This is a genomic window from Cocleimonas sp. KMM 6892, assembly GCF_035798195.1.
Taxonomy (GTDB): Bacteria; Pseudomonadota; Gammaproteobacteria; order Thiotrichales; family Thiotrichaceae; genus Cocleimonas; species Cocleimonas flava.
In genome coordinates, this window is record NZ_JAPFBV010000001.1 from 928,485 (window position 1) to 947,070 (window position 18,586).

19 protein-coding genes are annotated in these 18,586 nt (G+C 41.0%); 14 read left to right on the forward strand and 5 right to left on the reverse strand.

From position 1 onward, the window contains the following. The first annotated feature begins 120 nt into the window (after positions 1-120). The 13 genes from OO007_RS04210 (at position 121) to OO007_RS04270 (ending at position 11,392) form a co-directional block, all read left to right on the forward strand. Positions 121-333 (forward strand): hypothetical protein, encoded by a 213-nt coding sequence (locus OO007_RS04210; protein ID WP_325807860.1) that lies wholly within the window; start codon positions 121-123, stop codon positions 331-333. A 3-nt stretch (positions 334-336) separates the two neighbouring features. Beyond that, positions 337-1,227: an urease accessory protein UreD gene (locus OO007_RS04215; protein ID WP_325807861.1), complete on the forward strand. Its 891-nt coding sequence runs from the start codon at positions 337-339 to the stop codon at positions 1,225-1,227. Between the two features lie 124 nt (positions 1,228-1,351). Further along, a complete protein-coding gene (gene ureA / locus OO007_RS04220; RefSeq protein WP_131904752.1) occupies positions 1,352-1,654 on the forward strand; it encodes an urease subunit gamma in 303 nt (100 codons plus the stop codon). 18 nt (positions 1,655-1,672) lie between these two features. Continuing rightward, positions 1,673-1,978, forward strand: coding sequence for an urease subunit beta (locus OO007_RS04225; protein WP_131904753.1), 306 nt, complete (start codon positions 1,673-1,675; stop codon positions 1,976-1,978). Between the two features lie 42 nt (positions 1,979-2,020). Continuing rightward, on the forward strand, positions 2,021-3,724 hold the full coding sequence (gene ureC / locus OO007_RS04230) for an urease subunit alpha (protein ID WP_325807862.1): 1,704 nt from the start codon (positions 2,021-2,023) through the stop codon (positions 3,722-3,724). 25 nt (positions 3,725-3,749) lie between these two features. After that, the gene (gene ureE / locus OO007_RS04235) at positions 3,750-4,277 is read left to right on the forward strand and encodes an urease accessory protein UreE (protein ID WP_325807863.1); all 528 of its coding nucleotides are present in this window, start codon (positions 3,750-3,752) and stop codon (positions 4,275-4,277) included. Next, positions 4,246-4,947, forward strand: a complete 702-nt coding sequence (locus OO007_RS04240) for an urease accessory protein UreF (RefSeq protein WP_325807864.1) — start codon at positions 4,246-4,248, stop codon at positions 4,945-4,947. The genes ureE and OO007_RS04240 overlap by 32 nt, the downstream gene beginning before the upstream one ends. A 45-nt stretch (positions 4,948-4,992) precedes the next feature. Further along, a complete protein-coding gene (ureG, locus tag OO007_RS04245) occupies positions 4,993-5,616 on the forward strand; it encodes an urease accessory protein UreG (RefSeq protein WP_131904757.1) in 624 nt (207 codons plus the stop codon). 316 nt (positions 5,617-5,932) lie between these two features. Continuing rightward, on the forward strand, positions 5,933-6,940 hold the full coding sequence (locus OO007_RS04250; protein ID WP_325807865.1) for an ABC transporter substrate-binding protein: 1,008 nt from the start codon (positions 5,933-5,935) through the stop codon (positions 6,938-6,940). Positions 6,941-7,076: 136 nt separating this feature from the next. Continuing rightward, positions 7,077-8,105 (forward strand): ABC transporter ATP-binding protein, encoded by a 1,029-nt coding sequence (locus OO007_RS04255; RefSeq protein WP_325807866.1) that lies wholly within the window; start codon positions 7,077-7,079, stop codon positions 8,103-8,105. Further along, positions 8,102-9,763, forward strand: coding sequence for an ABC transporter permease subunit (locus OO007_RS04260; RefSeq protein ID WP_325807867.1), 1,662 nt, complete (start codon positions 8,102-8,104; stop codon positions 9,761-9,763). The genes OO007_RS04255 and OO007_RS04260 overlap by 4 nt, the downstream gene beginning before the upstream one ends. Beyond that, positions 9,763-10,539, forward strand: coding sequence for a DeoR/GlpR family DNA-binding transcription regulator (locus OO007_RS04265; RefSeq protein WP_325807868.1), 777 nt, complete (start codon positions 9,763-9,765; stop codon positions 10,537-10,539). The genes OO007_RS04260 and OO007_RS04265 overlap by 1 nt, the downstream gene beginning before the upstream one ends. Positions 10,540-10,585: 46 nt before the next feature. Next, positions 10,586-11,392 carry an inositol monophosphatase family protein gene (locus OO007_RS04270; RefSeq protein WP_325807869.1) on the forward strand — a complete coding sequence of 269 codons (807 nt, stop codon included), beginning with the start codon at positions 10,586-10,588 and terminating at the stop codon, positions 11,390-11,392. A gap of 16 nt (positions 11,393-11,408) precedes the next feature. Here the strand turns inward: OO007_RS04270 and OO007_RS04275 are convergent, their stop codons facing one another. From OO007_RS04275 to OO007_RS04295, 5 genes are all read right to left on the reverse strand, one after another. Further along, complete coding sequence (locus OO007_RS04275) at positions 11,409-11,669, reverse strand: hypothetical protein (RefSeq protein ID WP_325807870.1); 261 nt, start codon at positions 11,667-11,669, stop codon at positions 11,409-11,411. A 198-nt stretch (positions 11,670-11,867) separates the two neighbouring features. Beyond that, positions 11,868-12,554, reverse strand: a complete 687-nt coding sequence (gene lepB, locus OO007_RS04280; protein ID WP_131904764.1) for a signal peptidase I — start codon at positions 12,552-12,554, stop codon at positions 11,868-11,870. A gap of 49 nt (positions 12,555-12,603) precedes the next feature. Further along, a complete protein-coding gene (gene gshA, locus OO007_RS04285) occupies positions 12,604-14,193 on the reverse strand; it encodes a glutamate--cysteine ligase (protein WP_325807871.1) in 1,590 nt (529 codons plus the stop codon). Positions 14,194-14,317: 124 nt separating this feature from the next. Further along, a complete protein-coding gene (locus tag OO007_RS04290) occupies positions 14,318-15,046 on the reverse strand; it encodes a hypothetical protein (RefSeq protein WP_325807872.1) in 729 nt (242 codons plus the stop codon). 151 nt (positions 15,047-15,197) lie between these two features. Further along, entirely contained in the window at positions 15,198-15,770 is a 573-nt protein-coding gene (locus OO007_RS04295; protein ID WP_131904767.1) for a LemA family protein, read from the reverse strand. A gap of 297 nt (positions 15,771-16,067) precedes the next feature. Here OO007_RS04295 and OO007_RS04300 point away from each other — a divergent pair, with 297 nt between their 5' ends. Beyond that, on the forward strand, positions 16,068-18,551 hold the full coding sequence (locus tag OO007_RS04300; RefSeq protein ID WP_325807873.1) for an immunoglobulin-like domain-containing protein: 2,484 nt from the start codon (positions 16,068-16,070) through the stop codon (positions 18,549-18,551). The last annotated feature ends 35 nt before the right edge of the window (positions 18,552-18,586 follow it).

The window sequence follows — 18,586 nt, forward strand, 5'->3', positions numbered from 1 at the left end:
GTGTTTAGAGTATTTCGTTCTGTCATGGTGTATTGAATTTTGCACCATAAAAAGCTGACATTTTCGGCAAACAGTACGTTAACTTTTAAGAGCCATTTAAAATGCGTGAGGATATATGCAATGACTAAATTATTTCTAACAGTAATTACTGTGTTTTTAAGCCTGGGCTTTTCGGTCACAGCATCTGCTCATTCAGGGCACGAAAACGCTTCTGTAATGCATTTGATGTTTCATGCTGTAATCACAGTAAGTATTTACCTGTCGCTAATGGCGGCTGGATTTTACGTAATTAAACGTTTACCTAAAGCGATAAAGCAACGAGTTAAGAAATAACAAGTGCCTGCAATTCAGCCATTAACAGAACAATCATCAAAGGCGCCCTCAATTAAGCCCCAGACAATACAGACGGATTCACAGGGCTGGAAGGCGCATTTGACTCTAGGGTTTGAGAAACGCTCTGGTAAATCTGTATTAGCCAGTCGAACGCAATGCGGACCTTTAACGGTACAACGCCCTTTCTACCCGGAAGGTGATGTTTGCCACTTGTACCTATTGCATCCACCGGGTGGTGTTGTTGGTGGAGATGAGCTGCATATCAATGTAGAAGCAGCTAAACAGGCTAATGCATTAATAACCACACCGGGTGCAACCAAGTTTTATCGTAATACAGGAAAATTGGCAAAACAGATTCAAATACTCACTGTTTTGAATGACTCATCACTGGAGTGGTTTCCTCAGGAAAATATATTTTTTGATGGAACCCACACGCAATTAACCACACGAATAGAACTAGAAGAATCAGCGCGTTTCATGGGGTGGGAAATTAATTGCTACGGAAGACCTGCGTCAAAAGAACTGTTCAATAACGGTAAGGTTGACACCAAACTTGAAATCACCAGAAATGGAGAACCGTTGTTACTCGATCGCTTAAAAATTATTAACAATGACGCATTACAAAGCCCCGCCAGTTTGGCCGGGTATCCTTGTTTCGGTACTTTTATTGCGACGCATGTTACGCCTCTATTACTCGAAAAAGCACGTGAGGCAATAACGGACATCGGTGGCGATCAACAAGTCGGCATTACATTGCTCGATGATATTTTAGTAGCGCGTTGCCTTGGGCAATATGCAGAACAAATTTCGACAATACTTAAATTAATCTGGATGGCTCTTCGACCTGAAGTGATGGGAAGAGATGCCTGCCATCCAAGGATATGGGCTACATAAATGCTTTTCCTATTTATCAATAGTGTTACTTCAACATTAAGAAAAAGTGCTCAAAGTGGGGGGGTGACTTTAATTCTAAAATTAAACACCTGTCCCAGTTACAGATTAAAAAGGTGGATTTAGAATGGATTTAACCCCCAGAGAAAAAGACAAACTGCTTATTTTTACCGCGGCTTTACTTGCAGAAAGACGCAAAGATCGTGGCGTAAAACTCAACTACCCAGAAGCGATTGCTTTTATCAGCGCTGCCATTATGGAAGGCGCTCGTGATGGCAGAACGGTTGCTGAATTAATGAGTTTTGGGCAAACGCTTCTTACGCGTGATGATGTCATGGAAGGGATTCCAGAAATGATTCATGACGTGCAGGTAGAAGCGACTTTTCCTGACGGCACCAAGCTGGTGACCGTGCATAACCCAATCGTATAGGACTAGAGGAGCTTTAGAATGATTCCCGGAGAAATGATCGTAGCTGCTGGTGACATTGAATTAAATGTCGGTAGAAATTCGGTAACGGTAGAAGTTGCTAATAGTGGAGATCGTCCTATTCAAGTGGGCTCGCATTATCACTTTTACGAAACAAACCATGCATTGCTCTTTGACCGTGAAAAAACCAGAGGTTTTAGACTGGATATTGCTGCAGGTACAGCAGTTCGTTTTGAGCCTGGGCAAACACGTTCGGTAACGCTTGTTGAATATGCGGGTGACCGCAAGATTTATGGTTTCAATGCCGAAGTTATGGGAGCGCTTTGATGATTAAAAACAGTGGACGACTAAATACAGTTGAGGACTCTAATGAGTAAGATAAGCCGACAAGCCTACGCAGAAATGTACGGACCTACGACGGGTGATCGTTTACGTTTAGGTGATACAGAACTCTGGCTGGAGGTCGAAAAAGATCTCACAACCTATGGTGATGAAGTGAAATTTGGTGGCGGAAAAGTTATCCGCGACGGCATGGGTCAAAGCCAGCGTGTATCGGCAGAAGTTGCCGATACAGTAATAACCAATGCCCTGATAGTAGATCATTGGGGAATAATAAAAGCAGATATAGGTATCAAGAACGGACGAATCTCAGGAATCGGCAAAGCCGGTAATCCTGATGTACAGCCGAATGTTGATATTATTGTAGGTCCGGGAACAGAAGCGATCGCAGGAGAAGGTTCAATAATCACTGCGGGTGGCATCGATGCACATATCCATTTCATTTGTCCGCAACAAATTGAAGAAGCACTAACGTCTGGCGTTACAACGATGCTGGGTGGAGGAACAGGACCAGCGACCGGAACCAACGCCACTACGTGTACCCCAGGCCCATGGAATATACACCGCATGTTAGAAGCTGCGGAAGAATTCCCGATGAACTTAGGGTTCATGGGTAAAGGGAATGCGAGTTTGCCAGAAGCATTGGATGAGCAAGTTGAAGCTGGTGTGATGGGTCTAAAACTGCATGAAGATTGGGGAACAACATCTGCTTCAATCGATACCTGTTTATCTGTTGCAGAACGTCACGATATACAAGTGGCGATACACACCGATACGCTCAATGAATCTGGATTTGTTGAAGACACGATTGCCGCTTTTAAAGAACGCACCATTCATACGTTTCATACGGAAGGTGCAGGCGGAGGTCACGCCCCTGATATCATCAAAGCATGTGGTGAACTAAATGTTTTACCATCATCAACAAATCCAACGCGTCCTTACACCATAAACACGGTTGATGAACATCTTGATATGCTGATGGTTTGTCATCACCTTGATCCAAGCATCGCTGAAGACGTGGCATTTGCAGAATCACGAATTCGCAGAGAAACGATTGCCGCTGAAGATATATTGCATGACTTGGGTGCGTTTTCAATGATTGCGTCTGATTCGCAAGCGATGGGACGCGTCGGAGAAGTTATAAGCCGCACATGGCAAACTGCACATAAAATGAAAGTACAACGCGGAAGTCTCGACGGTGATCCCGCACAAAATGACAATAATCGTATTAAGCGCTATATCGCTAAATATACGATTAACCCTGCACTTTCTCATGGAATGTCCCACGAAATAGGCTCGATTGAAGTCGGCAAACTTGCCGATATCGTTTTGTGGAAACCTGCTTTTTTTGCCACTAAACCCAGCATGATAATCAAAGGCGGAATGATTGCATCAGCGCCGATGGGTGATCCGAATGCGTCTATTCCAACACCTCAGCCTGTGCATTATCGTCCCATGTTTGGTGCCTATGGTGGAGCGCGTTTAGCCACAAGAATGACCTTCCTTTCTAAAGCGAGCATCGATGCAGGTATAACCGATCAGCTCAATTTAAAGAGTTTGATTGGTGAGACCAAAGGCTGCCGTACGGTGAAGAAAACCGACATGATCCACAACAGCTATATGCCAAAAATAGAAGTCGATTCACAAACCTATGAAGTACGTGCCGATGGTAATTTATTAACTTGCGAGCCAGCTGATGTGTTGCCGCTTGCGCAGCGTTACTTCTTGTTTTAATGACTCGTTTGAGTATAAAAAGTAAATGATTAAATTCGAAAAAAAGATAGATAAAACAGCCGCTACTGCAGAAACGACCTTAACGCTGGGAAAAGATCAGCGAGAAAAAAGCAGACTGAAAGTCACTCTGGATGATGGTCGCGATGGTGGTTTGTTTTTTGCCAAGGGCACCAGTTTTCAAGATGGAGATTTAATCATCAGCACCGATGGTGAAACGGTAGTGGAAATTAAAGCGGCGGCAGAAACAGTATCTACCGTGCATTGTGATGATCCATTGTTATTAGCAAAGGCGTGCTATCACCTCGGAAATCGACACATTCCACTGCAAATTGATGCGACCGAATTGCGCTATCAGCATGATCATGTTTTAGACGAAATGGTCAGAGGTTTAGGATTGGAAGTAACCACTGAGCAGGCACCTTTCGAACCAGAATCTGGTGCATACAGTGGCGGCGGGCATCACCATCATGCGGATGATCACGCGCATGATCATAGCCATAAGCATGATCAAAGCCACGATCATGACCATAACCACAGTCATTCTCATGACTGATTCACATCTAAGCCTGCTTAAGCTTTTACAACTCAGCAGTCCAACGCTTCCTGTAGGTGCATTTGCATACTCGCAAGGCCTGGAATCAGCGATTGATTCAGGGATCATTAAAGACAGTAAAGCACTTCGCGTGTGGTTAACAGATTCGCTTGAGTTGAGTCTGAAACATGTCGATCTGCCGATTTTTTTTCGTCTATACCATGCTTGGCAAAATGATGATTTGAATGCTGTGATGGAGTGGAATCAAATACTGCGTGCGCAAAGAGAAACAAATGAATTGCGCAGTGAGGATCATCACTTGGGACTTGCACTAGCAAGATTGCTAAAAGATCTGGATGTTACCGAAGCCAAAGCACTGCATAAAAGAAATGATCTTTGTTTCATCACATTATTCACCCTGGCGGCGAACAAATGGAACATAGATATCCAACAGGCGGCCAATGGTTTTGTCTGGTCGTGGTTGGATAATCAGATCGCTGCAGCGATTAAACTAGTGCCACTTGGTCAAACAGATGGACAGAAAGTGCTTTCTGATTTGCTGCCTAAAATCCCTAATATCGTTGAGCAGAGCACATTGATTGAAGATGATGATATTGGCGCATCGTTACCGATGATGGCAATTCTTAGTGCGCAGCATGAAACACAGTATTCAAGATTGTTCAGATCTTGAGTCATAAATTTTCTTGAAAGAATGAATAAATAAGGAAGAGTTTAAATGAGCAATGATCAAGTATTACGCGTCGGTGTTGGCGGCCCAGTAGGGTCAGGAAAAACAGCATTACTGCGTCAACTATGCAAAAGAATGCAGGACGATTACGACCTTGCCGTCGTCACTAATGATATTTACACCAAAGAAGATGCAGAGTTTTTACTGCGCCATAATGCGCTTGATGCCGATCGTATCATGGGCGTTGAAACAGGTGGTTGTCCACATACCGCGATTCGTGAGGATGCATCGATCAATTTGTCTGCTGTGGATACCATGTGTGATCGTTTCCCAGATCTTGATTTTGTGATTATCGAAAGCGGTGGAGATAACCTGAGTGCCACATTCAGCCCTGAATTGTCTGATCTAACAATCTATGTGATTGATGTTGCTGCTGGCGATAAAATTCCTCGAAAAGGTGGTCCTGGCATAACCAAGTCTGATCTATTAATTATCAATAAAACCGATTTAGCGCCGATGGTGGGTGCTTCTCTGGAAGTCATGGATCAAGACACCAAACGTATGCGTGGCGATAAACCTTATCTTTTTACCAACTTGAAAGATGGTGAAAATGTTGAGGCAGTTATCGACTTTATTGTTGATAAAGGGATGTTAAAGCCTGTTAGTGACTGATGTTCTTTTGATAACTACTTAGATCTGATAATAAAAAAAACGGCCTATAAGTAGGGGGGTGGCTATGGTGTTAGCTATCCCTATATCTCGTTAATTCTTAATGGTATTCCTTGTTTTTAAAGCCCTTGTAATTATTTTGAAAATCCAATAATATGTATTAAATACACAAAATAACACAAAAGCACATAATTACCCAATCATCCAACAATGAGTCTCTCTTGATTGGGTCATATTGGAGGAGATAAACGAGTTTAGTTTGAAATCTGCGAATTTCACTGGCTTACATGCACCTCAACAATGGAAATAGGGAAAAGATATGAAAAACATTCTGCTTAAACTTACTGCTTCGATGGTCTTATTTAGTGCTTCAACCGCTGCCTTATCTGAATCTCTTACGGTGTATAGTGCGCTCGAGGAAGAAGAAATTGCGGTTTATATGAAAGCTGCCAAGAAAGCGATGCCAGATGTAGATATAAACGTACTGCGCTTATCTACCGGTAAACTGGGGGCACGCTTACTCGCTGAAGCTGATAATCCACAAGCTGACGTGATCTGGGGTTGGGCTGTGACAGCCATGATGGATCCACAAGTTTTAAAATTACTCGAACCCGTTAAAGTTGCCGGTGTCGAAAAACTCGCTCCGGAGTTTCGTGATGCTGACAGCAAATGGTTTGCTCAAATGGGGTATATGGGAGCGTTCTGTGTAAATAAAGAACGCCTTGAAAAGAAAGGCTTAAAAATGCCAGAAAGCTGGGCAGATCTGGCTGACCCTAAATTTAAAGGTGAAGTGCTGATGCCTGATCCTAATTCATCAGGTACTGGCTATTTACACGTGAATGCAGTTTTGCAGTCACTAGGTCTGGAAAAAGGTTGGGCGCAACTTGAAGCGGTTGATCCAAACATGGCGCAATATACGTCATCTGGTTCAAAGCCTTGTAAAGCTGCAAGAACGGGTGAATATACCGTCGGTATTTCGTTAGCCTTTACAGCCATGAAATCAATCGAAGACGGCTATCCGCTAGCAATGGTATTTCCTAAAGGCGGCGTTGGTTATGAACTAGAAGCATCAGGGCTTTTAGCGAGTAGCGATAACAAAAAAGACGCAAAACGTTTTCTAGATTGGAGCATGTCAGAAAGCGCAATCACTATGTTTGGCCAGTATAAAGCATTAATCACTATGCCAGGTGTCACACAGTCAGAAGCTGCAAAAGCATCTGGTCTTCCTGCTGATTTAAGCACCATTCTTGCACCGGTTAATTTTGTTGAGTCAGCTGGTCGACAGACTGCAATCAAAGCGGAATGGCGAGAAAAGTTCGCACGCTAATCTAAAGAGCCTGCGAATAGATGCTTCTTTTAGCTATCTGTTCGTAGGCTATTTCTATTCGTATCATATTAATGATGTTTAGTATGGTATTCATGTAAATCACGTAAGTGACAATATTTCATGGAATGAATCATTCATGTATTTAACTGTGCGCAACGCAACCAAACTCTATGGGTCATTCACCGCTTTAGATGATGTATCTATATCCATTGAACAGGGTGAATTCGTCTGCCTTCTAGGGCCAAGCGGGTGTGGTAAAACCACCTTGTTACGACTCATCGCTGGTTTAACTGATATCGATAGTGGTGAAGTGACATTAGAGGGTGAGTCTTTGTCTGGACTTCCTGCACGCAAACGCGGATTTGGCATCGTTTTTCAGTCCTATTCTTTATTTCCTAATATGACGATTGCCGAAAATATCGGTTATGGATTAAAAATCAGGGACACTCCTGTTAATCAAATAAATACACGAGTTACTGAATTATTAGATTTGATAAAATTGCCACAGATTGCAGACAAATTTCCTGGTCAGCTTTCAGGCGGTCAGCAACAACGTGTTGCACTGGCGCGAGCGATTGCCGTTGATCCACGAGTTCTTTTACTCGATGAGCCACTTTCAGCACTGGACGCAAAAGTACGCGGAGATTTGCGCGATGAAATTTTACAATTGCAACGTGCATTAGGAATTCCCACGTTAATGGTGACTCACGATCAAGAGGAAGCACTAGCGCTGGCCGACAAAATCATTTGTATGAATCAAGGTGCAGTAGTGCAGGCGGGAACACCTAAAGAACTGTATCAAAAACCAGCAACACGATTTGTTGCTGATTTCATGGGAACAAGTAACCTCATCAAGACTGAAGTTATTAGAAGTTTTATGCCGGAATTACTCGGTATGCGACCCGAAGGCGATGATGAGCTTTATGATGCCTGTATTCGCCCAGAAGCAATCAAGATTGAACCTAACTTAAATGGCGATGCGCTAGTCAAATCCATCGGTTTTCTAGGTAACTTAAGTAAGATCAAACTAGAAAGTACGCTGGGTGATTTGATTGTAGAAGTACACGGCGCAATAGATCTCGAAGAAAATCAAAATGTATCGCTGCAGATAAATCCCGCTGATTGTAACTGGGTTCTCAATGATGTTGTAGAGACGGCCTCATGAAAGCAGTGTCCAGTAGAGGTTTTGATGGAGATAAACTGTTAACAATAACCTGTGTGGTTATTCCGCTGGTAGCGTTGGCACTATTTTTTCTTTATCCGATGTACATTGTTTTTATTCGTTCAATCACTTTGCCTGACGGTGGATTGGGCTTACAAAATTATATAGAAACACTTTCATCAACAGGTTTCTGGCGTGCCACTCGACACTCGATGTTAATGGGTTTGACGACCATGGTATTTAGTGTTCTTTTTGGGTTTATCATTGCGCTAGGGCTACATCGATGTTCATTTAAAGGTAAGTGGATAATACGCGCGGTCATTATCTTGCCGTTACTCGCACCCTCGCTGGTTCAAGCGCTTGGATTGATATTTCTGTTGGGTCGTAATGGTGTGATTAATCGCTTTTTTGGCCTTGAGTTAGACATCTATGGGTTCTGGGGCTTAACCATTGCAAATACCTTATATGCGCTTCCTCAGGTCGTTATGATTATTAGCGCTTCGTTAGTGTTACTGGATCAACGTTTATATGAAGCGGCAGAGATTATGGGAGCAAAACCATTACGACAGTTCCGAGATCTCACACTGCCTGCTATTTACTATGCTGTGCTCAACGCTGCTTTTGTCGTATTCATCATAACGATCACAGATTTTGGTAATGCGGCAGTTATAGGTGGAGATTATTCAGTGCTTGCAACTGAGATATATACACAAGTCATAGGATTACGAAATTTCAATATGGGCGCTGTCGTGGGTATTATGTTGCTGTTGCCTACGGTCATTTCCTATTATATTGAACGTAAAGCAATGCAGCGCCAGCAAGGCAAAACAAGTAGTAATATCCAGGCCTTCGTTCCCAAATTCATGCCTTATAGAGATATCCCGATGGCGGTTGCATGCTACTTAATCATCGGGGCTATACTTGCGGTGATTGGTATTGTGGTTTATGCGAGTTTTGTAAAACTTTGGCCTTACAATTTTGATTTTACGTTTAAACATTTTGATATAACGTTGGCGGGAGGATACTCCTCATTGTGGATAACGATTGCAATTTCATTAGGAGCAGCAATCGGTGGCACATTTTTAATTTTCATTCTGGCTTTTGGATTACTTCGTTTGCCACAGAAATTATCTCAGGCACTTCAAGTGTTAGCGGCAATGCCAGCAGCAGTTCCTGGAATAGTGTTAGGTCTTGCTTATATTCTAACTTTCAATTCTACGTCAACACCGCTTCATGTTTTGTATGGAACGGCCATATTGATTGCTGCAATTAATTTTTATCACTATCATACGCAAGCTTTTTTAACGGTGATGACAGGTTTTCGTCAGTTCCCTGCAGCACTTGAAGAAGCATCGAGTACTTTAGGTGCGGGTTTGGGAAGAACCGCAATAAGCGTCATTGTCCCTTTTATTGCTCCCATGTTAGTGTCAGTTTTTTTCTTTCTCTTTATGCGTTCTATGGTGACTTTATCTGCAGTTATCTTTCTAACAACTCCGCAGCTTGATGTGGCTGCTGTAACAATAATGCGACTCGATGATGCAGGGTTAACCTCTCAAGCAGCGGCTTTTTCTACCTGTGTCATGGCGGTTGTTTGTCTTTCTCTGGGTATTATGAAATTAATATTATCGATGCAATCAAAAAATAAAGTCGTGGCAGCATAATGTGGCCTAAAGAACGACATCAACGCATCCTTTCGCTGCTGAGTAACAATCAATTAGTAAGTGCGAATGATCTTGCAGAGTTTTTATCCGTTTCCCGGGAGACAGTTCGACGAGATCTGCTTGAGCTTGAGAATAGCGGCTTAATTGACCGGGTGCATGGTGGCGCTGTATTAGCAAACAAAGGTGATGAAGCCCCGTTTGAAAAACGTAAAAATGTTCAAACTCGAGCAAAACAGGATATAGCACGCAAAGCGGTTTCACTCATTAAGCCCGGTGAATCAATCATGGTGGATGCGGGTACTACGACCTCTGCTTTTGGGCATTATCTGGCAAAACTTGCAGGAATCATGGTTGTTACAAATTCAATCGATATTGCGCAAACGATCAAGGCTAGTGGCGCTGATATTGATCTTATTCTGTTGGGTGGACAGTTGACATCAGATGTACCGGCAACTTATGGCGAACTGACTTTGTCTGAAATCCAACGCTTTAATGTTAACTTGGCTTTTATTTCGCCAGTAGCCATCGATGCCGATAAAGGTGTTTTTTCTTATGCCTTAAAAGAGGCCGAAGTCGCTAAAGCCATGATATCTAAAGCCAGTAAAAGCGTGATTTTAAGCGACCATTCCAAGATTGGTGAAACTAACCGCGTGCGCTTCGCTGAAACGAATGAGATTAATTATTTGATAACAGATAACAAGGTAAAACCGGAGCAGTTAAAACCGTTTGAAAAAACCGGTGTTGAGATAATTTCTGAAAAATCGAATAAAGATTAAATTAAGTATTTTCTAAATGCTTAATTCAAAAAATTGGAGTGAGACTATGATTATGACAAGTTCAGATGATTACGACTACACACAAGTTTTAAGTGATTGTGAGATATGGGCTGAGGAAGCAGCAGTCTTGGCTCGCCAGTATTTTCGACAGCCAACCAAGGTCGATTTCAAAGAAGATGAAAGCCCGGTTACTGTCATTGATCAGCTCATTGAAAATGAAATTAAAAACGCAATCAGTTTAAAGTATCCAGACGATGGAATACTGGGCGAAGAAAGCGGAATAAAGGGCGAGATTGATGATAACTTATGGGTTATCGATCCAATCGATGGAACGCGCTCTTTCGTTTCAGGTAACCCTCTGTTTGGATTTTTGCTCGCCTATGTGAAATCTGGTGTACCAGTTGCAGGTGTTATTTCTATGCCGATGTTAAATGAAATATACAGTGGGGCTGTTGGTTTACCTGCTACTTGTAATGGCAAACCCATAAAAGTTTCGAATCAAACAAGTCTCGACGAGTGCGTGCTTTATATTAACGAAGGAGAAAAGCTGGTTGCTGGTCATCCGGAAAAGCTCTCACGTTTATTGAAAGTCGGAAAGGTCAGGCGATTTTCTTATGATTGCTACCCGCACGCATTACTTGCTCAGGGGCAAATTGATGCTGTTATCGATTACGATCTAAAGCCTTATGATTATTTTTCTTTGTCTGCGGTTATAGAAGCTGCGGGAGGTATTGTGACTGATTGGAAAGGGAAAAAACTGGATATGAATTCAAAAGGAGATGTTGTTTCAGCCGCAACTCCCGAACTGCATAAAGCACTGATAGATTTGCTCGATATATTAAAATTTAATTAATAGTCTAAAACGGTGATCACTGAACAACCATAACGATTCTGGCAAATTCATTAGTACTGGATTCAATGTGTTGCTGATAATTTATATTGTTTAAATGCTTTTTTAAATTATCTGCTTGAATTACGCAGTTTGAAGATGATTCATTGTAGAGGGCAGCATTCCCATCAGTGCTTATATGAAAATCGCATTTCGTTGGCTCTTTGACAACCACACTGATTCCAATTTTGCTTGTGTTTGACGCCCCCGCAAATACAAGTTGTGGGAAAGTGCCAATCATTAGACATAATAAAATCTTAGCATGAAGCATATTTCAAACCAGTGTGATAATTAGTGTTAATTATCCTGATTTGAAGTCAATCTTGATTGTTTGCTGGTCAGCGATTGCATGACAGTTAGTCAGTAAATCGCCTTCTGTCGTTGATAATAACCAACGTTGAATTAAAAAAAGTGCCCCAAAGTAGGGGGGGTGCCTTTTCTATTTAAGCATTTCCAAAAAGCGCTCAAAACGTGGTTTGTAGCTGTCTTTAGTGTTTAGTGATAGAAGTATGCGCGTTGCATGTCCTCGAAGTTCAGAACGTGGAACAAATCCGTAATAACGTGAATCAGCACTATTGTCACGATTGTCGCCCATAAAGAAATAATGATCTTCAGGGATGGTAATTTTTTCGAAATTCTTAAGAGGGTTGTATTCGGTAGGTTTTACCTGAACTACATGAGGCTCTAAATCACTGAGTGACTCAAGCGCATAAACACCTTCTTCTTTATCGATATCTCGTTGTGGCTCTAGTTTTTCGTCTCTTAAATTAGTGTATTGAGCAGCTTCATCATTAATGAAAAGTTGGTTATTTCGAACTTCAATGGTATCGCCTGGTAATCCCATTAAACGTTTTATCATGCGTTTGTCTGCTGCCGCTGAGGTAAATACAATAATTTCACCGCGCTTCGGTTCGCCAGTTCTCATTAGGGAAATATCCGTGAATGGGATCTGTAAATCGTAAGCCAGTTTATTTTCCCAAACGACATCACCTTCTAAGATTGTTGGCTTCATGGAGCCCGTTGGTACTGGATGCCAATCAGCAACCGCACCTCTGAATACAAACAGAAATATGATAAAAAATATGAAACCTTTGTTGTTTCTAATAATGGAAAATAGTTTATTCATAGTATGTGTTTAGTATTAATTTATGGGTGTAATGTAAGAAAGCTGCGAACTAGAGTTCATTGGCAAAGTATTTCTGTAAGAATGTATCAAAATCCAAGGTATCTTGCGATTCTAATTTCTTCTGCTCTTTGATTGATTTTTCTGCCATTAGTTCAATTTCAGACTGTGTTTCAGGCGTTAACTGTCTTTTAATAAAATAGTCACGATGCTCTTCCGATTGACGTTTTGCAAAGTGATAATAGCTTCCATCCCGATTCAGTACTTCATCAAGTACTTTGGCTGAAGGCGTTAAGCTGGGATCTTTAACCAGCTCCATTTGTTCTGATATTGCTTTGGCGTAACAAGACTCATCATGTGTACTATTGAGTAAGTTGGCAACACCAGACATTTCATCGAGTAATTGCGTTGCCCACTCTTTCAGTGTGATTTCTTCACCTTTATTACTTAAGGTTAATCCTGGTTTGCGACCTTGATGTGCAACAGTATGTTGATTGCTGTCAATTTCTTCAGCTTCTTTGGTACAGATTTCAGGACTTTCCTGCAATAGGCAAAACAGCATAAAAATTTCTAGGAAATAGAGCTGGGTATGTGTCAGTCCGGCGGGTTTGAATACATTGATATCAACAGAACGAAGTTCTACGTATTGAATACCTCTGCTTTCAAGCGCATCGGTAGGTTTTTCAAATCCCTTGAGTACTCTTTTAGGACGAACACTGCTGTAATATTCGTTTTCGATTTGCAGGATATTGGTATTTAACTGTAAATACTTATCCCCATCTTTGAGGCCAATTTTTTCGTAATCCTCAAAAGGTGTATTGATTGCACAACGAAGACTGGCAATGTAATTTTCGAGCGAGTTGTAATTAGCTTTGATGCCACTTTTGTCTTCTTTGCTGTTGGTGTAACCAACATCACCCATTCTTAATGAAGTACCCCATTTTTCATAATAAGTGTTTCCATTAAATTCGATCATGGATTCTGGTTTGGGTTGACCCGCAAGGAATGATTTACAGATTGCTGGTGAGGCACCAAATAAATAGGGAATGATCCATCCGTAACGCTGAATGTTTCGCGTCATCCCCATATATCTTTCATTGATAAATGCTTGCGGTTCTTGCTCCGAAGCACCTTCAATTTCTTGAAATGCAGGCCAGAAATCTACTGCCACTGAATAATTGAAGTGAATGCCGGCAATTACCTGCATAATTTTACCGTAGCGTTCAGCCAGGCCCTGACGGTAAATAGACTTCATTTTACCGGCGTTACTTGAGCCATATTGGGCAATATCGATATCTTGCTCGCCCCGAATCACGCAAGGCATACTGCTGGTCCAGAGTAATTCGTTATCAGACAAATGCTGATAAACAAATATTTCTATATTTAATAGAAAGTCGAGTGACTTGTAAGCCCTATCACATGGTGGCGTGATCAGCTCTAACATCGCTTCGCCGTAATCTGTCGTGATCCACGGGTTGGTTAAAGCAGAGCCAAGCACTTCAGGATGAGGAGTCGTCGAGATGGTTCCCTCAGGATTAACACGAAGGCTCTCTTTTTCTAATCCTGTCAGGGATTTTTTGAGTAATTTAGTTGCGCCAGTTGATTCGATCTTTTCTAAGCGCTGATTCAGTGTTTGGTACAAACCAATTCCTTATGATTCATGTGAGTGTTTTTAATAGCAGGATGTTAACAGGTTTTAACGAACTGTTATTAGATTTGGATGTAGATAATGGATGTTGATATTAGTACAACAATAACAATTATGTTTAATAAACTTGCATGGCTAATACATATATAGACAAAATCACCCATGTACATAAGTGAAAAACCAATGCACGTTTATAACGAACAACAAGTTCATCGGGGTGGATGCTACTTATAATGTAGGGACGTCCATCCTCTGGATTAGAAACCACATGAGTGGCGGGATTCTGATAGGTTTCTTCTAGTGCTAAATCTACCATTCTACTGGCTGCCTGCTTGGCAGTTTCTAATTCACCATCGTCGATTTTACCGTCTTTGTTTTTATCAAAATACTCTAGGAAACTAAAGTGATTGCGTTTCCACTCTGCAAGTTTGGATAGCATCAAATTGTTAATTTCAAAATCGTTGCGTTGCTTTTTTAAGGTATGCAATTGGCCAAGAACGTATATTTTTTCACCGGGATAAATTGCATTGTACGTGTGGTGGTTGTAAGTATATAGCGGGGTAATGATTTCAGCACCGCGAGGATTAACTGTACACCTGCCCTTTTCATCTCCTAAGATAAAACCCGCCCAGCTATCTATGGAATAGTTTCTAAACCATAGCATGGGAGGGAGTTCTGGATGAGGTCCTCTGACTACCTCTCCATCATATAAAGAGGCTTTACCTTCAAGCTCTACATAACCTTGTGCAGCTGAATTCAAAACGGTTTGCGAGGTGTCTTCTATTAGACGAATGCGTCTGTATAAAAGCAGAGAAAAAATCAGGCTCATTACTGAAAAAGCAGTCATTAGCACTGCTTTTTCGTATCGTTGAGTTTCGTCAAAAAGCAATAAACTTAAAAACACTAATGGATAAATGAACGAGCTAATTAGTACGAACAGCCGTCCTTTAAAGCGGGAAATCATTCTTTCTAAACTTTAATTTAAATGTGAATAAGAGTTAAATAAAGTTTGCAGCGATGTCTACATCTTGCAACTCGCTCATGTGGAACTCAAGTAAATCAAATTCTTTGAAGCTAAACATGTTAGCCACAATGTTATCTGGAAATTGTTGAATTCTTGTATTGCTTAATGCAGCAGTATCGTTATAAAACTCACGGCGGTCTGAGATGCTTTCTTCAAGCGTACTGATACGCGTTTGTAAACGTAAAAACGCATCGCTCGCTTTTAATTCAGGATAATCTTCCGCAACTGCAAATAATCCGTTTAGGCTGGCTTCTAGTTTCATTTCAGCAGGACCAAGTTGAGGAATATTCTTAGACTGCATCGCAGACTCGACCAGGTTACGTGCCTTGATAACTTTCTCTAAGGTTTCCTGTTCGTATTTCATGTGTTGCTTACATGTATCTATGAGTTTTGGTAACTCACTATTACGTTGTTTGAGCAATACGTCGATATTACTCCAGGATTTCTTCGTATTATTTTTAAGCGTAACCAGTTGATTAAAGATAGCGACACCCCAAAACAAAGGAGCTGCAAATAAACCAAGAAATATAATAAGACCGAGACTCATAACATTTACCTTTTATTTTTAGTATTAAAGCAATATTAGCAGAAACATAAAAAGGCGATGTTTTTTTAGATAAGTGGCTATTTAAGAAAAGCTTCTAAAAAAGTGTCTATAAGTAGGGGGGTGTAATTGTTTATTAAGAAACTTACTTATACAAGGTAATACCACTAGTCTGAATATAGGTGGTGTTTCTTGACAGAATTACGGTATAAAAACTAAACTAATCGTAATAAAAATAAGAAAACACCTGCTACAACAATAAAATAACTAACAACAAGAATTATAAAAAGGGTCCTTCTCATGTCAAAGTCAGTTAAATTCGTAAAAATTGTATCGCCTATTGCATTAGCAATCGCTCTTACTGCTTGTGGTGGCGGAGGCTCATCGTTTGGGGATGGCGACACTAGTTCATCAGGAGATGATTCTGCAGTAGTAATTGCAGATTCTATTGAGTTGAGTGTCAGTTCTAGACAACTTGCATCAGATGGTTCTTCTCCGATTACGATTACAGCTATCGCAAAAGATTCTAATAATACTGCAATAGATGACGCGGACATTACTTTCGCCGTTGATAAAGATGCAACCATTATTAAAAATGCAACAGTAACCACTACGACTGACTCTGTTGATGCAACCGATGATACAGAAACGACGGTCGTAACAGCTGGTTCGATTCAAACAGCGACATTAACACCAGGTTCTGCAACGAACCAGACATTAACTGTAACGGTATCATCTGGTAATACATCAAAATCGATTACTGTAGAGGTAATTGGTACAGAGGTAACGATCGACGGACCTCAGGCAATTACTCTGAATAAAGATAATCCCTTTGTACTGAAGTTGAAAGATAGTTCCAACAAAGCTATAGCGTATGAAGCAGTCGAACTTACTTCATTAGCAGGTAATACGATTAAAACGGATAGTAATTTCGAAACTGATTCAGCCGGTGAAATTGCATTTACTGTTACTGGTGACGCAAGTGGAACAGATACTATAACGGCTAATGTACTGGGTGCTAGCTTTGAAAAAAATATTGAAGTATCGAGTGATGAATTTTCATTATCGTCAGCTTCATCTGAAGAAATAAATATAAACACAAATGCTTCCATTGATTTTATCTGGACAAAAAATGGTGTTGCTCAATCAGGCAAAACAATAACGTTAAGTGCTACACGTGGTGATATCACTAGTCAAACCGCAGTTACAGATGCAGATGGTAAAGCTAAATTTTCAATTTCATCGTCTACTGCTGGTCAAACCGTAATTACTGCTACTACAGCTGATGGTTTATCTACAACATTAAACAGGGAGTTTGTTGCAACAACACCTGCTTATTTGAATACACAAGCAGATCCAACATTGGTATCTCCTAATGGAACTAGTACCATTACAGCTAAAATACGCGATACTAATGATAATCCTGTAAAAAATAAGATAATCGATTTCCGCTTAACCGATACCGTTGATGGTGTATTGAGTGGTTCAACTGCAATTACCGATTCTCTTGGACGTGCATCGGTATCTTATACGGCAGGAAACTCGTCAAGTGCAAAAGACGGGGTTGTTATTAAAACCTTTATTCAAGGTTACCCAGCTGTTGCGGAAGATGAGATTAAACTGACTGTTGGTGGTAATGCGCTTCGTATAGTGTTAGGAGATGACCATTTACTGGAAGCAGAAGATATTTTCTATAATAAACAGTTTGGCGTTATCGTGACAGATAGTGCTGGTAATCCTGTTGTAGGACAGGATGTATCATTCAAAATCGTTCCTAAATCTTATTACAAGGGAAGCTTGTGGGATACGGGTGATGGATGGAGTGGCGCATCTGTTTATGATCCAACTAACACTGTTATTATTCAAGGTGTAACAGCGAGTTGTGTATCAGAAGACTTTGACAATGATGGTAATTTAGATAGTGGTGAAGATATAAACTTTAATGGAACACTTGAGCCAACTCATGATGCAGCAGTCACTGGATCTGGTGTTACTGATGAAAACGGTAAAATAGTTGTTGAAGTAATTTATGCAAAGAATACTGCCTGGTGGTCTGAACAAAGAATCGAAGCGACAGTAACAGTTGATGGAACTGAGTTTATTGAATACACAGACTTTAGACTTCCTGTACTTGCTGCGGATGTAAATAGTAGTGATACGACACCACCGAATTTAAATAGCCCTTATGGTACATGGGGTGGTTGTACTGATGATCCAGATGGAATTGCTCCACCATTACCTTCAGGAAATCTCACATTAGTTGTAGTAAACCCAATAACTGGCGCAGAGGTTAGCGAATTAGAAAACGACGTTTGGTACTCAATTAGCGGAGATGGAGAAATCCTTGATGCAAGTACTTACAGTCTAAATTCTAGTGTTGTGACTATCGAAACTGGTCCAAATAACTCATTCAGACTAATAGATAATAACACCGCTGTTGATAATAATGGGTACTACATTAATTTAACAATTAATGGTGTTGAGAAGATTTTCTTCTACAGAGATGATGCGGCGATAGTTCCAGAGCCTGTAGTTTCTACAGATACAACGGGGCCTGTTATCTACATTACAGGTGTTAACCCTGAGACTGTAGCGCAAAACGGTACTTATACAGATGCTGGTGCCACAGCGGTTGATGATGTTGATGGTGCTGTCACTGCAACTGCAATCTCTGGGTTACCAGTAGATACAAGCATACTTGGTTCTCATACGATTATATATAGAGCGGTGGATGCTGCAGGCAATGCTACTACTAGCACTAGAACGGTAACTGTAACGCCATAGATATTGTTCTTACATGTTAATATTAAAGCCCTCTA

Bases quoted from the DNA above. Each gene is read 5' to 3' on its own strand.
- OO007_RS04210 (WP_325807860.1), top strand. From the start codon at position 121: ATGACTAAATTATTTCTAACAGTAATTACTGTGTTTTTAAGCCTGGGC.
- OO007_RS04260 (WP_325807867.1), top strand. From the start codon at position 8,102: ATGAAAGCAGTGTCCAGTAGAGGTTTTGATGGAGATAAACTGTTAACA.
- OO007_RS04275 (WP_325807870.1), bottom strand. From the start codon at position 11,669: ATGATTGGCACTTTCCCACAACTTGTATTTGCGGGGGCGTCAAACACA.
- OO007_RS04300 (WP_325807873.1), top strand. From the start codon at position 16,068: ATGTCAAAGTCAGTTAAATTCGTAAAAATTGTATCGCCTATTGCATTA.
- OO007_RS04255 (WP_325807866.1), top strand. From the start codon at position 7,077: ATGTATTTAACTGTGCGCAACGCAACCAAACTCTATGGGTCATTCACC.
- ureC (WP_325807862.1), top strand. From the start codon at position 2,021: ATGAGTAAGATAAGCCGACAAGCCTACGCAGAAATGTACGGACCTACG.
- OO007_RS04270 (WP_325807869.1), top strand. From the start codon at position 10,586: ATGATTATGACAAGTTCAGATGATTACGACTACACACAAGTTTTAAGT.
- OO007_RS04225 (WP_131904753.1), top strand. From the start codon at position 1,673: ATGATTCCCGGAGAAATGATCGTAGCTGCTGGTGACATTGAATTAAAT.
- OO007_RS04265 (WP_325807868.1), top strand. From the start codon at position 9,763: ATGTGGCCTAAAGAACGACATCAACGCATCCTTTCGCTGCTGAGTAAC.
- ureE (WP_325807863.1), top strand. From the start codon at position 3,750: ATGATTAAATTCGAAAAAAAGATAGATAAAACAGCCGCTACTGCAGAA.
- lepB (WP_131904764.1), bottom strand. From the start codon at position 12,554: ATGAATAAACTATTTTCCATTATTAGAAACAACAAAGGTTTCATATTT.
- OO007_RS04290 (WP_325807872.1), bottom strand. From the start codon at position 15,046: ATGACTGCTTTTTCAGTAATGAGCCTGATTTTTTCTCTGCTTTTATAC.
- OO007_RS04250 (WP_325807865.1), top strand. From the start codon at position 5,933: ATGAAAAACATTCTGCTTAAACTTACTGCTTCGATGGTCTTATTTAGT.
- OO007_RS04240 (WP_325807864.1), top strand. From the start codon at position 4,246: ATGACCATAACCACAGTCATTCTCATGACTGATTCACATCTAAGCCTG.
- ureA (WP_131904752.1), top strand. From the start codon at position 1,352: ATGGATTTAACCCCCAGAGAAAAAGACAAACTGCTTATTTTTACCGCG.
- ureG (WP_131904757.1), top strand. From the start codon at position 4,993: ATGAGCAATGATCAAGTATTACGCGTCGGTGTTGGCGGCCCAGTAGGG.
- OO007_RS04295 (WP_131904767.1), bottom strand. From the start codon at position 15,770: ATGAGTCTCGGTCTTATTATATTTCTTGGTTTATTTGCAGCTCCTTTG.